Consider the following 13,540-nt stretch of genomic DNA (forward strand, 5'->3'; position numbering starts at 1 on the left):
CGGCGACGCGCGGAGGGGAAGACACATGACCGCGCCTCGGCAACCACGAGCGGAGATGATCGCGGGAGTCGCGCGCGAACTGCGCGCCGAGGCCGAGCGGACGAACGAGCGGCGCGTCCTCGTGCTGGCGGGCGACCGCGACCGGGGAACCGACGCCGCCTACGACGCGATAGTGTCCCTCGGCGTCGACGACGAGGCGGTCTCGCTCGTCTCGACCCGGGAGGGGTTCCGGTTCGAGGAGCACCGCCCGCGGAGCGCCGACGAGCTGCTCGGACGCACCCGCGAGGCGGTCGTCCTCGACTGCCACGGGCAGTTCGTACCGAACGCGCTCGGCCGAGCGGTCGGCGCCGTCGACGGCGGTGGGCTGCTGATCCTCCTCACACCCCTCCTCGACGACTGGCCCGGGGTCCGCGACCGCTTCGACGACTCGCTCGCGGTGCCCCCGTACGGCCTCGGCGACGTGGCCGGGCGGTTCCGCGAGCGCCTCGTCTCGACGCTCCGGACGCACCCCGGAATCGCGGTCGTCGCACTGGGGGACGACCCCGCGGGCGACGCCCTCGAACGAGACGGCCTGACCGCGGAGAAAGGCGACGAGCGCGGCGGTGGGGACGAACGCGGTGGCGAGGGCGAACCCGACGACGCGGACGACCGCGACGCGCCGAGCCCGCCGCCGGGTGCGGCGTTCCCCGCGGCCGCGTACGGCGCCTGTCTCACGGACGACCAGGCCCGCGCGGTGCGGGCCTTCGAGGCGCTCGCCGACCCCGGATCGGCGGTCGTCGTCGAGTCCAACCGCGGGCGCGGGAAGTCGAGCGCGGCCGGGATCGCGGCGGGCGCGCTCGCGCTCGGCGGCGCCGACGTGCTCGTCACCGCGCCCGCGTTCCGGAACGCCGCCGAGGTGTTCGCGCGGGCCCGAGAGCTGATCGAGAGCGAGACCGATTGGGAACGCGACGGGATCGACCGCGACGGCGATGCGGACGAGCGCGACCTCCGAACGCCGGCCGGCGGTCGCGTCCGGTTCATGTCGCCCGCGGCGGCCGCGGCGGACGCCGACGAGGCGGACGCCGTGATCGTCGACGAGGCGGCGGCGCTCCCGGTGCGGCTCTTGGAGGGGTTCCTCGACGCGCCCGCGGTCGCGTTCTGTACGACGGTCCACGGCTACGAGGGGGCGGGTCGCGGGTTCGCGGTCCGGTTCCGGGAGCGGCTGGTCGGCTCGCGGTTCGCGGTCCGGGACGTGCGGCTCGACGAGCCGATCCGGTACGCGCGGAACGACCCGGTGGAGGCGTGGGCGTCCCGGGCGCTCCTGTTGGACGCTCGCCCGGCGGTCGACGACGCGGTCGCGGACGCGTCGGTCGACGACGCGACGTATCGGGCGCTCGACCCGGAGGAACTGCGCGCGGACGAGACGCTGCTCGGCGAGGCGTTCGGGCTGCTCGTCACCGCACACTACCGGACGGAGCCGAACGACCTCGCGCGGCTGCTCGACGCGCCGAACCTCGTCGCGCGCGCGCTCGTCGCGGACGACCGGGTCGTCGCGGTCGCGCTCCTCGCGCGGGAGGGCGGCCTCGACGCCGAGACGCGGCGGCGGATGTACGAGGGCGAGCGCGTCCGCGGCAACATGGTGCCGGACGTGCTCACGAGCCAACTCCGCGACGAGGACGCCGCCGCCCCGCGCGGCCTGCGAACGGTCCGGATCGCGACCCACCACGCGCTCCGGGACGCCGGCTTCGGCTCGCGGCTGCTCGACGAGGTCCACGCGGAGTTCGGGGGGGAAGTGGCGGGCGACGGCGAAGCGACTCACGACGACGGAGAGCCGGTCGACTACTTCTCGGTCGGCTACGGCGCGACGCCGCGCCTGCTCCGCTTCTGGAAGCGCGCGGGATACCGGATCGGCCACCTCTCGACGAGCCGCAACGACGCCTCGGGGGAGCACTCCGCGATCATGCTGCGCCCGGAGACCGCGGCCGGGCGCGACCTGCTCGCCCGCCACGCGGTCGCCTTCCGGGACCGCGAGCGCGACGGGCTCTCCGACGCGCACCGCGACGTCGATCCGGACGTGATCCGCGGCGCGCTGGGTGCGTGTTCCGCCTCCGTCCCGGTCGATCTCACCGAGACCGAGTGGCGCTCCGTCGTCGGGGCGTCGGTCGGGCCGGGGATGTACGACAGCGCGCCCGGCGCGTTCCGCGACCTCGCGCTCGCGGCGCTGGTCGAGGGGACCGACCTCGACGACCGGGCGGAGCGCCTGCTCGTTCGGAAGGTCCTCCAAGGCCGGCCGTGGGAGGAAGTCGCCGACGACCTCGGCTTCGCCTCGACGAGCGCGTGTATGCGGGCGCTCGGCGACGCCTACACCCCCCTCGTGGAGCGGTACGGGACCGACTTCGCGCTCGCGGAACGGGAGCGGTTCACCGGCGAATGAGCGGATCGGCTACGGCCGCTTGCTAACAGGTCTGCGGTGGCGCGTGCCTCCGAACGCCCGTAGGGGATGAGGAGCACGCGCGAGGGACACAGTTCGCGCTCGGAGAGCGCGAACCGCGAGGCTGGGGAGGCGTGAGGTGCCGTGCTGTGCGGTCGGGGCGGGACTCAAAGGGGCAGTCGCGAGGCGAACGCAGGCGACGCAAGCACCGCAGGGAAGAACGCGGTGAGCGACCGAGTGAAGCGCACGGCGAGCGTCCGGCGGCCTCGCGGCTGGGGCTTCGGAGGGGTTCGCAGTCGATCCAATGTGGATCAATCAGAACACGGGGACTCGGTCGACAGAGACCACACGGCCTCAAAAACGACCACTTACAGCCGATTATAACCGGTTTTCGCGCCCGGGGTCCACGTCGATGGCGTCGACCGGACAGACGTCGACGCAGAGCATACAGTCGATACACTGGTCCTCGTCGGCGGGGTTCGCCTTCCGCTCGGACTCGGGGTGGTCGGGGGTGTCGGTCCACTCGAACACGTCGACCGGACAGTCCTCCAGACACGCGCCGTCGGCGAGACAGATGTCGAAGTCGACCGCGACGTGGGTGCCGCGGATCCCCTGTTTCTCCGGCGGCTCGACGGGGCCCCACACGGCGACACCGTCCTCCTCGCCGACCCGCTCGCGGTTCACTTCGAAGTTCGAGTCGATGGCCATCGTTGCCCTCGCTTCGCCGGTCGCGGGTTTAAATTCCCCGACGAACGGATTCGGTCGACCGAGCGCAGCGCCGCCGGGCGGCCGGACATCGCCGACCTCGGCCTACGGGTGCGCGTAGTACGCTAGCAGGTCCTCGGTTCCGTTCGGGCCGTCCTCCTCATCGGTCGCCTCGGGGTCGAACCCGTCGATCCGGGCGAAGCCGACGCGCACGAACTGGACGACCGTGTCGGGGTCGACGTCGGCGAGCGCGGGTTCGGCGATCCCGCGCACGTCGCCGTCGACGGTCCGGAGGAGCGTGTCGAGGCCCTCCTCAGCGGGCGCCCAGTGGACCACGTCCACGTCCCCCTCGCGGACAACCTCGATGCCGTCGTCGACGAAGGCGAGCTCGTCGCCCTCGTACCGGACGCAGCCGTACCCCTTGAGCCAGACGCGCTCGCCCTCGCTCGGGAGGTCGGGGGACTCGACGAGGACCCGGCCGGCGGGCACCTCGCGGTCGCCGCGGTCCTCGTGGTCGGGGTGGAGCGGCGGATGGCCGGCCGCGGGCGCGGGCGCGTCGCCGTCGACGACCGGGAGCGCCACGGCGGGCGCGTCGTCGCGGTCGCGGACGAAGAAGTAGCGGTCCGCCTCGTCGTCGACGAGGTCGCGGTTATGCGCGTAGACGGACGACATCGCGAGGTCGACGTCGGAGGTCGACATCCCCAGCTCCGTCATCGAGTCGACCAAGGCCTGCCCCCGGAGCCCGCGGCGGCGCATCGACCGAATGGTCGGGGCGCGCGGGTCGTCCCAGCCCGTCAGCTCGCCGTCCGCGATGAGCCCCTTGATCGTCGAGGTGGAGAGCGTCACGTCGTACTCGTCGACCTGGACGTGGCCCCAGTGGAGCACCTCGGGGTACTCCCAGTCGAAGTAGTCGTAGACGAACCGCTGGCGCTTCGCGGAGTCCTGGAGGTCGATGCCGCGGATGATGTGGGTGACGCCAGTGAGGTGGTCGTCGACGCCGGACTGGAAGTCGAGCATGGGCCAGCAGCGGTAGTCGGCGGCCGCCTCGCGAGGGTGGGGCGTGTCGATCATCCGGAAGGCGACCCAGTCGCGCAGCGCGGGGTTCTTGTGCTCGATGTCGGTCTTCACGCGGAGGACCATCTCTCCCGAGCCGTACTCGCCGTCGACCATGGCCGCGAACTCCTCGCGGACCGTCTCGGCGTCCTTCTCGCGGTGCGGGCACGCCTCGCCCGCGTTCTTCAGCTCGGAGAAGTCGTCGCCGGAGCACGAGCAGGTGTACGCGCCGCCGGCGTCGATCAGGTCGCGGGCGTGCTCGTAGTACGTCTCCAGCCGGTCGGAGGCGTAGAGCACGCGGTCGGGCTCGAAGCCGAGGTACTCGATGTCGTCCAGGATGGCGTCGTACGCGTCTAAGTCGGGGCGTTTCGTCTCCGGGTCGGTGTCGTCGAACCGGCAGATGAACTCGCCGTCGTAGCGCTCCTTGTACGTCCCGATGACGGCGGGCATCCGCGCGTGGCCGACGTGCCACGGGCCGTTGGGGTTCGGCGCGGCGCGCATCACGACCTCGCCGTCCTCGGCGTTCGGGAGATCGGGGAGGACGCGGTCGTCGTCCTCGTCGTCGGCCTCCAGCTCCGCGAGCTTATCGGGGGCGAGTTCGCCGAGCCGCTCCCGGCGGGCCGCCTCGTCCATCTCGCCGACCTCCTCGACGACCGGCGCGAGGACGCCCGGGATCTCGTCGCCGTGTGGGCGGAACTCGGGGTTCTCGCCCATGATCGGCCCCATGATCGCGCCCACGTCCGGGTCGCTGCCGTGTTTGAGCGCGTTGAAAAGCGCCGCGGCCTCGCCGGCCGCCGCGACGCGCTCGCGGAGTTCGTCGTCCATGCCGCTCGCTTGTCGGGGTCGGGTCAAAAACGCCGCGAAACGGCGGGGAGGGGCGAGTCCCGGAGCGGAGCGGGCGACGCGGGGCGCGGGCGGCGTCGCCGCGGCGCCCGTCGCACCGGAACGGCGGGTAGGGGCACTCGACACGAGCCGCCGAACGGGCTTAAACGACCCAGACCGTTCACGGCGGAGAGAGCCCAGAGACGGCGTGAACGGTCGAGAGTCTTTTGCCCGTGCGGGACCGAACGCACCGATCGACCGTCGACGTGGGCACGTCCGACGGACGGTCCGGGGCGACGATCGTTCCGCGGTCGCTCCGGCGGCACCGGACTCGGACGAACGGGTTCGGTTCGTCGCCTTGATGTTCGCCGGGGACGTGGTGGGGGCATGAGCGTCGCGCCGGGAGTCGTCGGAACACAGATGAGGGGATCGCGGTGGTAGGACCCATCTCCGAGTCCGAACGGGACGCGGGGAACCGGAAGATCAGGATCGCGTTGCTCGCGATTGTCACGGCCTCGCCGCCGCTCCTCGCCCTCCAGTTGGACCCGTCGCCTCTCCAGTTGCTCGCCGCGCTCGGCGGCGGCTTCCTCGTCGGGCTGGTCGTCGTGTGGTACCTCGGTCGGCTCGCCGCGGAGTTCAGCGGGAGCGGGCGACGGCCCCGGCGGCGTCGCTGAATCGATAGACCGCGCCGCTAAATCGGCAGACCGCGCCGCTGAAGTGGTCGATAGTGGTCGTACTCCGACCGACGACCGCCGTTAATCGGCTCCCGTCTCTGCGCCTCGAACCGGCTCGACGAGTTCGCCCGCCTTTTCGCCCGCGACGGCGCGCGAACTCGACAGCGGGGAGATGCTCACTTCGCCCTCCACGGCCGCGCGGCGGTCCGACCCGGGATCGTCCGCCACGTCGCCGCGCAGGAACTCCCGCCAGAAGCGGTCCCGCAGTTCCATCCCCATCTCGCCGCGGCGCTCGCCGAACTCCCAGCCCTCGGGGACGTTCTCGTCGTCGGGTCCCTCCTCGCCCGGGCGGAACTCGATCACGTCGAAGCCGCGGGCGGGCTCGGTCAGCCGGTAGGTGGGGTCCTCCGCGGCCTCGTCGTCCGCCGCCGGGACGTTGACGTTCAACACGTCGGCGCCGAACGGGAGTTCGAGGGCGCCGTCGCCGGCGTCGCGTTCGGCGCGGTCGATCAGGTCGGCGACGACCTCGCCGGCGACCGCGAAGTCGCCGTTGTCGAGCGTCGGCGGCACGGGGAGGTTCCCGCGGTCGTACAGCGACACGGCGATCGCGGGCGTGCCGAGGAACGAGGCCTCCATCGCGGCGCCGACGGTGCCGGACTGCCCGAGGATGTGCGCGCCGATGTTCGGGCCGTGGTTGCAGCCGGAGACGACCACGTCGGGGTCGAGCCCGAGCGCCACGTCCGCGACCGCGACGCAGTCCGCGGGAGTCCCCTCGACCGCGTAGCCGCGGTCCGTCTCGGTGTAGTCGACCGTCGTGTCCCACCACGAGCGCGCGCCGCCGACGCCGGACTGGTTCGTCGCGGGCGCGACGACCGTCACGTCGTGGTCGCGCGAGAGCGCGTCCGCGAGCGCCCGAAGCCCGACGGCGTCGATCCCGTCGTCGTTGGTGAGCAGGATCTCGGTTGGCATACGACGGTGTGCGGGGGGACGGGAGAAAACGTCGCCGGTCCGCGGCGAGGGGCGCGGAGACCGAAGGACGGACCGAGAGGTGAGAGCGGAGAGCGAAGACGGCATCGCGAGCGCCGACCGGGTGGTACTCCGAGTGGTCAGTCAGAGGGCGTCGGAACCGCCGGGAGCGGGGAGGGCGGACCGTCGGCTCAGTCGGCCGCGACGCGGCGCGACGAGGTCGCCAGGTCGAGCACTTCGTCGAAGAAGCCGAGCGAGTCGTGCGGCCCGGGGTTCGCCTCGGGGTGGTACTGGCGGGTGATCACGTCGAGATCCTCGCTGTCGAGTCCCTCGACGGTGTCGTCGTTGACGTTCACCTGCGTCACCTCCAGCGGGCCGGTGTCGTCGACCGTATAGCCGTGGTTCTGGGTGGTCATCACGACCTTGTCGGTGCGGAGGTCCTTCACCGGCTGGTTGACGCCGCGGTGGCCGAACGCCATCTTCTCGGTCGAGCCGCCGAGCGCGCTCGTGATCACCTGCTGTCCGAGGCAGATGCCGGCCATCGGCAGGTCGCCGGCGAACTCGTCGACGACCGCCTGGGCCGCGACGAAGTTCTCCGGGTCGCCCGGGCCGTTCGAGACGAAGAGCACGTCGGGCCCGACGGCGGCCACGTCCTCGGGGGTCGCGTCGTACGGGAGCACGTGGACGTCCGCGCCGCGGTCGGTGAGCGAGGAGATGATCGATCCCTTGGCGCCGCAGTCGAGGAGGGCCACGTCGGCGTCGCCGCCCCCCTCGTGGACGGTCGGCTCCGCGACGGACACCTGCGCGCCGATATCGACGTGGTCGCTCATCGGCTCACACGCCTCCATCGCTTCGACGGCGTCCTCGGCGGTCGCGTCCGGGCCGGCGGCGATCCCGCAGGCCATCGCGCCCTCCTCGCGGACGGTGGTGACGATTTCGCGGGTGTCGACGTGGTCGACGGCCGGAACGCCTTCCGCGGCGAGCCAGTCGGCGACGTCGTCGGTCATCTCGCGGGCGACCGCCGCGTTCGGCCGGACCGATTCGGACTCGAACCGCTCGGTTCGGACGCCGTAGTTCCCGATGAGGGGGTACGAGAAGGTGAGGATCTGTTCGGCGTAGGAGGGGTCGGTGAGCGACTCCTCGTAGCCGGTGTACGCGGTCGTGAACACTAGTTCGCCGCGGGTCCGCCCCGGCGCACGGGCGCGCGCTTCGAGCACGCGACCGTCGGCCAGCGCGATGTAGGCGTCCGACATTACGAGAAACGTACGCGTAAAGGATAATAAATGCGTCGTTCGAAGGTTAGTTACGATATTCGTAACGGGTAAGTCGGCGGACCGAGACGGATCGGTATGGACGACCTCGACAGACGGATCCTCTCGATCCTGCGACGGGACGCGCGGACCCCGTACACGGAGATCGCGGACCGGGTGGGGACCTCCGAGGGGACCGTGCGCAACCGCGTCGACCGGATGACGGACGAGGGCGTGATCGAGCGGTTCACGGTCACGACCCGCACCGGCAACGTGAAGGCCATGATCGAGATCTCGGTGGAGATGAACGTCAACACGGACGCGGTCGGCCAGCGGATGGTGGAGTGGGAGGAGGTCGACTTCGTCTGGCAGGTGTCCGGCGAGGAGGACGTCGTCCTCGTCGTCGACGCGGTCGACACGCGCGCGGTCAACGAACTGATCACGCAGGCCCGAGAGATGGACGAGGTCAAGTCGACGAAGACGCGGCTCATCCTCGACGAGCGGTTGGGATAGGCGGGGACGCAGCGACGATTTGGAGAGAAGAGGAGTCGTTGACCGCGGGGTCGACGACGGAGCCTTACGCCAGTTCGTCGATCTTGTCGACGACGGCGTCCGCGAACTCGCTGGTGGCGAGCTTCTCGCCGCCCTCGATCTGCCGGTGGAGGTCGTAGGTGACCTTGCCCGAGGCGATGGTCTCCTCGACAGCGTCGCGCACGAGGTCCGCGGCGTCGGACCAGCCGAGGTAGTCGAGCATCTCGCGGCCCGAGAGGATCATCGCGGTGGGGTTCACCTTGTCCTCGCCGGCGTACTTGGGCGCGGAGCCGTGGACGGGCTCGGCGAGACAGCGGCCGTGACCGCGGTTGATGCCGGGCGCGATGCCGAGGCCGCCGATCTGCGCGCCGGCGGCGTCGGACATGTAGTCGCCGTTGAGGTTCATCGTCGCGATGACGGAGTACTCGTCGGTGCGGGTCAGCAGCTGCTGGAGCATGTTGTCCGCGATGCGGTCTTTCACGACGAGGGTGCCCTCCGGCTGCTCGCCGTCGTGCTCCTCCCAGAGCTGGTCCTCGGTGATCACGTCGTCGCCGTACTCCTCCTCGGTGACCTCGTAGCCCCAGTCGCGGAAGGCGCCCTCGGTGAACTTCATGATGTTCCCCTTGTGGACGAGGGTGACCGAGTCGCGGCCGTTCGCGAGCGCGTAGTCGACGGCCTCGCGGATGAGGCGCTTCGAGCCGAACTCGGAGATGGGCTTGACGCCGATGCCGACCGGACCGTCGTGGATGACGTCCGCGATGCCCATGTCGTCCTCGAGGAAGTCGCGTACCTGCTCCGCGCCCTCGGTGCCGGCCTCCCACTCGACGCCGGCGTAGACGTCCTCGGTGTTCTCGCGGAACGTGACCATGTCCATCTCCCCGGGGCTCTTGACGGGGGACGGGACGCCCTCGAGGTGGTAGGTGGGACGGACGTTCGCGAACAGGTCGAGCGTCTTGCGGAGGGCGACGTTCAGCGAGCGGAAGCCGGCGCCGACGGGGGTCGTCAGCGGGCCCTTGATCGCGACGCGGTGGTCGCGGATGGCCGAGACGGTGTCCTCGGGGAGGTTCTCGTCGTACTTCTCGCGGGCGCTGGCACCGGCGTAGACGCGCATCCACGAGATGGATCGGCCGGTCGCTTCCGCGGCGGCGTCGAGCACCTGCTGTGCGGCCGGCCCGACGTCGGTGCCGATTCCGTCGCCGTGGATGATCGGGATGATGGGGTTCGACGGCACGTTCAGCTCGCCGGTCTCCTCGTCGGCGAGCGTGATCGCTTCGCCGTCGTCAGGGACATCGACTTTATCGTAACTCATGAACGTTCGACGATTTCCGTGGCCCCCTAAAGTGGTTGCCGTTTTCGGCGTGAGCGTCGCGCTCGCAGCCTTTGCCGGTTCTCGCCGCGGGCGCTCTCGCAGTCTCTCCCGTTCTCACCGCGGGCGGCCCCGACGCCTCCCCGCGGTGTCCCGCGGTCAGATCGGCTCGACCTCGACGTCGAACAGCGACCGCCAGCGGTAGCGGCGCCCGCCCCAGACGAACGTCCGGCGGGCGAACGCGTACGCCATCAGCGGGGGCGCGATCAGCACGCCCGGCGCGGCGAGCAGGAACGTCGCGCGCCGGATCCCGAACCGGGCGTACGCCGCCCCGGCGAGGGCCGTGACGAGCGTCACCCCGGCGACCGGCGCGAACAGGCAGAGCGCCGCCATCGAGACGCCGAAGGCGGCGTTGAACGCGGTCGCCCCGGGGGCGTGGTACCGGGTGATCGTCAGGAAGCGGACGAACCGCTCCAGCGAGTCCCGGGCCGACCCGCCCGCCCGGACGTACCGCGTCCGGTCGACCGACGCCACGTCGAGATGGTCGGTGAGCGTCCCGTCGTCGCTGACCGTCCGCAGGAGGTCCCGGCGGAACGCCGCCTCCCCGGCGCGGAGGTCCTCGCGCTCGAATATTACCGCGCCGCCCCACGCGACGCCGGCCGCGAACACCGCGAGCGTCCCGCCGATCACGTACGCGGGTTCGAACAGGCGAGCCAGCGGGTCGAGCCCGACGAACACCGGGACCTCCGTGGTGGGCCCCTGCCGGTCGTAGTCGGCGTCGAGCGTCGCCAGCCAGTCGGGCGGATGGCGGAAGTCGTCGTCCGTCCAGGCGATCCGGTCGTTCGCGGCCGCCGCCATCCCGGCGGCGATCGCGTTGGCCTTGCCGGAACACCCCTCCGGTTCGCCGGCGATGACGATCCGGACGCGGGGCGGCAGGTCCCCCCGCCGGTCGGCGACCGGGTCGTCCGGGGAGTCGCAGATCACGAGGAGTTCGTCGGCGTCCGCGTCGTCGTCGGCCGCGCCGCTCGCCTCACCGCCGAGCGCCTCGGACCCGCGGAGCTGGGCCGCCACCTCGTCGCAGGCGTCGGTCCAGCGGACGGTCGGGAGCAGGACGGACACCGGCGTCGAGTTTCCCGGCGACGCGGTCGGTTCCGGAGCTGTCACGACAGGGGTATCGGGCGGTCCGAAAGTAAACGTCCGCGATCGAGTCTCGCGCCCCGTTCACGGCGCCGAGCACGAGCGCGTCCCCAGTTCGTCGACCCCCGTCTCCCCGTCCCTCACGTCGACGTCGACGGCCGACACCGTGACCGACCGGATCGCGCCGTCTCCACCCTCGGCGAAGCCCCCCGCCCGGTCGCAGAGGTGCGCGAGCAGCGGGTCGACGCGGGCCGAGTCAGGGTTGTTCGCGAGCGCCGTGAGGAGCTTCCGCCAGCGCGCGGTCGGGTACGCGCGGGCGTCGGAGGGCGGTCGGTCGCGCGCGACGCGGTCGCCATACAGCGCGTCGATCCGGTCGCCGTCGGCGGTCGCGGCGGTCGCCGACACGCGCGCGTCGGTCGAGGGCGGGTTCGGCGCGAACATGGTCCAGCCGCCCTCCGTCGGGTCGGACACCGACGTGACCGCGTCGGGCGTCTCGACGGCCCCGAGCGCCATCCCGTTCCACGCGACGACCGCGACGAGGAGGACCGCGGCGAGGACCGGGATCGCGGCCGCGACTCCCTCGCGGAGGACCCGGAGCGACCGCGGACCGGCCGGTCGTCCCGCGGAGACGGTCCGACGCTCCGCGAGGCAGTGGAGCCGGTCGGCGGCGGGGGCGACCGCGCGCTCGACGCGGTCCCAGACGAACGGCGGGAAGAAGGGCAGCAGCGAGGTCGCGGAGATCGCGGGGAACACGCCGATCTGTAGCGCGGCGGCCATCGAGAGGTGCGCGGCGACGAACGTCCCCGCGAGCGCGGCCCGGACCCGGCCGGCGGCCGCGACCAGCAGCGGGGAGGCGACGAGCAGCGCGAGCCAGCCGTAGGTGGCCGCCGAGAGCAGCGCCGGCCACTCAGGGACGAGCCCGCCGAGCGGGCCGTGGAGGTAGGTGAGCCGGAACACGCGCGCGACCGCCTCGCCGCCGGGCCACATCGACCCTCGGAACTTCTCGACCGCGTTGGCGACGTACACGACGACCGCGAGCGTCAGGAGGAGCGCCGATGCGGGGCCCGCGACGCGGTCGCGGCCGTCGCCGCTGGGCGGGGCCGCGGCATCGGGGGCGCGGCGGCGGACCGCGTCGACCGACCAGCGAGCGCTGAGCGGGCACAGGAGTCCGGCGCCGAGCAGCTGGAGGAGGAGGGTGTCCCCGGCGTTGAGGACGAAGGGGTTCCGCGCCTGAAGCGACGCGAGCAGGAGCAGGGAGGCGACGACCGCGACGCGGGTCCGGTGGCCGACCGCGAGCGCGACGGCGGCGAGCGCGGCGGCGAGGAACAGCAGCGCGACGGCCCACGCCTCGCCGGAGACGGCGTGGAGCGAGAAGCGGGCGCCGAGTGGATACGCGTCGGTGAGCGTCGCCCGCGGGAGGACGCCGGCGTCCGTGTAGAAGGCGACGAGGTTCCGCGACCGGAGCGCGAGGTCGACGAGGAGGACGGCGCCGAGCGCGATCCGGAACGCGGCGAGCGCGCGGGGGTCAATCCCGAGTCGCCGGCGGAGCGCGGCGCGGAGCCGGGACGCGGCGCGGCGTGGGGCGGCGCCGCCGGCGGAATCGGCCGTCGTCACGATGGCTCCGACTCGCCCAGCGGCGGGAATAGGTCTTGCGGCGGCGGAGCGGGAGGCCGGTCGACCCCAGCGGTCGCCGCCGGCTTCCGGACGCTTATGTGGCCGCCGCGGGAGCCTCCGGTATGCGAGTCATCGTTCACGGCGGCGCCGGCGGCGCCCCGGACGACCCGGAGCCCAGGCAGGCGGTCCTCGACGAGGCGGCCGCGCGCGGCGCCGACGCCGCGACGCCGCTCGACGCGGTGGAGTCGGCGGTTGCCGTCCTCGAATCGGACCCCCGGTTCAACGCGGGCGTCGGCGGCGCGGTCCAGTCCGACGGCGTCGTCCGCACCGACGCGGGCGTGATGACCTCGGACCGCGAGATCGGCGCGGCCTGCTCGATGCCGGGCGTCGAACACGCGGCGAGCGTCGCCCGGATCGTCCGTGACGAGACGCCGCACGTCTTCGTCTCGGGTGAACACGCCGTCGAACTCGCGGCGGAGTTCGGCGTCGAGACGGGCGCCGCCCTGCTCACCGACGAGACGCGGGAGCGATACGAGGCGGAGGACCCGCCGCGGGGCGGCCCGCGGGAGCACCTCGACTGGCTCGCGTCGCGGTTCGGGTCGGGCGACGATCGGGCCGGCGAGCGGCCGGACGACGGCGACGGGACGGGGGTCGAGGCGTCGGGCCGCGCCTCCGATCACGACACCGTCGGCGCGGTCGCGACCGACGGGGAGCGCGTCGCGGCGGTCACCTCGACCGGCGGGCGGTCGTTCGCGCTCGCGGGGCGCGTCGGCGACGTGCCGCAGGTCGGCTCCGGCTTCTTTTGTACCGAGGCCGGCGGGGCGAGCGCGACGGGCGCCGGCGAAGACATCGCGCGGGTGACGCTCTCGCGACGAGCGGTCGGCCACCTCGATGACGGCCTCGGGGCGCAGGAGGCGGCGGACCGGGCGATCGCGGAGTTCGAGGGGCTGACCGGGTCGGGGGCGGGCGTCATCGTCCTCGACCCGACCGCGGCGGGCGCAGACGCGGCGGGGAGCGCGTTCAACACCGAGGGGATGCAGACGAGCGTCGCACACGAATAGCCGCCGGCGAG

General features: G+C 72.5%; 11 protein-coding genes. 4 read left to right on the forward strand and 7 right to left on the reverse strand.

All coding sequences use genetic code 11. The features are described 5' to 3' along the window. The first annotated feature begins 55 nt into the window (after positions 1-55). Positions 56-2,413 carry a tRNA(Met) cytidine acetyltransferase TmcA gene (gene tmcA / locus EO776_RS12915; protein WP_100050407.1) on the forward strand — a complete coding sequence of 786 codons (2,358 nt, stop codon included), beginning with the start codon at positions 56-58 and terminating at the stop codon, positions 2,411-2,413. Positions 2,414-2,788: 375 nt separating this feature from the next. Here tmcA and EO776_RS12920 read toward each other — a convergent pair whose 3' ends face one another. After that, the gene (locus tag EO776_RS12920) at positions 2,789-3,118 is read right to left on the reverse strand and encodes a 4Fe-4S dicluster domain-containing protein (RefSeq protein ID WP_094494627.1); all 330 of its coding nucleotides are present in this window, start codon (positions 3,116-3,118) and stop codon (positions 2,789-2,791) included. A gap of 102 nt (positions 3,119-3,220) precedes the next feature. Next, the gene (locus tag EO776_RS12925; RefSeq protein WP_094494626.1) at positions 3,221-4,993 is read right to left on the reverse strand and encodes a glutamate--tRNA ligase; all 1,773 of its coding nucleotides are present in this window, start codon (positions 4,991-4,993) and stop codon (positions 3,221-3,223) included. Between the two features lie 431 nt (positions 4,994-5,424). On the opposite strand from EO776_RS12925, the gene EO776_RS12930 reads away from it, so the two are divergent. Continuing rightward, complete coding sequence (locus EO776_RS12930; protein WP_080508553.1) at positions 5,425-5,664, forward strand: hypothetical protein; 240 nt, start codon at positions 5,425-5,427, stop codon at positions 5,662-5,664. Positions 5,665-5,745: 81 nt separating this feature from the next. On the opposite strand, the gene surE is transcribed toward EO776_RS12930, so the two are convergent. Beyond that, entirely contained in the window at positions 5,746-6,633 is an 888-nt protein-coding gene (gene surE / locus EO776_RS12935) for a 5'/3'-nucleotidase SurE (protein ID WP_049930297.1), read from the reverse strand. A 188-nt stretch (positions 6,634-6,821) separates the two neighbouring features. After that, positions 6,822-7,883, reverse strand: coding sequence for a glutamine-hydrolyzing carbamoyl-phosphate synthase small subunit (carA, locus tag EO776_RS12940; protein ID WP_049930296.1), 1,062 nt, complete (start codon positions 7,881-7,883; stop codon positions 6,822-6,824). Positions 7,884-7,979: 96 nt separating this feature from the next. Between carA and EO776_RS12945 the strand changes: the two genes are divergently transcribed. Further along, entirely contained in the window at positions 7,980-8,393 is a 414-nt protein-coding gene (locus EO776_RS12945) for an Lrp/AsnC family transcriptional regulator (protein ID WP_006114390.1), read from the forward strand. A 64-nt stretch (positions 8,394-8,457) separates the two neighbouring features. On the opposite strand, the gene icd is transcribed toward EO776_RS12945, so the two are convergent. The 3 genes from icd to EO776_RS12960 all read right to left on the reverse strand — a co-directional run bounded on the left by icd (position 8,458) and on the right by EO776_RS12960 (position 12,468). Beyond that, positions 8,458-9,720: an isocitrate dehydrogenase (NADP(+)) gene (icd, locus tag EO776_RS12950; protein ID WP_094521434.1), complete on the reverse strand. Its 1,263-nt coding sequence runs from the start codon at positions 9,718-9,720 to the stop codon at positions 8,458-8,460. Between the two features lie 156 nt (positions 9,721-9,876). Further along, entirely contained in the window at positions 9,877-10,881 is a 1,005-nt protein-coding gene (locus EO776_RS12955; protein ID WP_049930293.1) for a glycosyltransferase, read from the reverse strand. A gap of 57 nt (positions 10,882-10,938) precedes the next feature. Beyond that, on the reverse strand, positions 10,939-12,468 hold the full coding sequence (locus tag EO776_RS12960; protein ID WP_094521435.1) for an HTTM domain-containing protein: 1,530 nt from the start codon (positions 12,466-12,468) through the stop codon (positions 10,939-10,941). 122 nt (positions 12,469-12,590) lie between these two features. Here EO776_RS12960 and EO776_RS12965 point away from each other — a divergent pair, with 122 nt between their 5' ends. Further along, positions 12,591-13,529 carry an isoaspartyl peptidase/L-asparaginase gene (locus EO776_RS12965; RefSeq protein WP_094521436.1) on the forward strand — a complete coding sequence of 313 codons (939 nt, stop codon included), beginning with the start codon at positions 12,591-12,593 and terminating at the stop codon, positions 13,527-13,529. Positions 13,530-13,540 lie beyond the last annotated feature (11 nt).

Origin of the sequence: Halorubrum ezzemoulense (assembly GCF_004126515.1) — an archaeon.
Classification (GTDB): Archaea; Halobacteriota; Halobacteria; order Halobacteriales; family Haloferacaceae; genus Halorubrum; species Halorubrum ezzemoulense.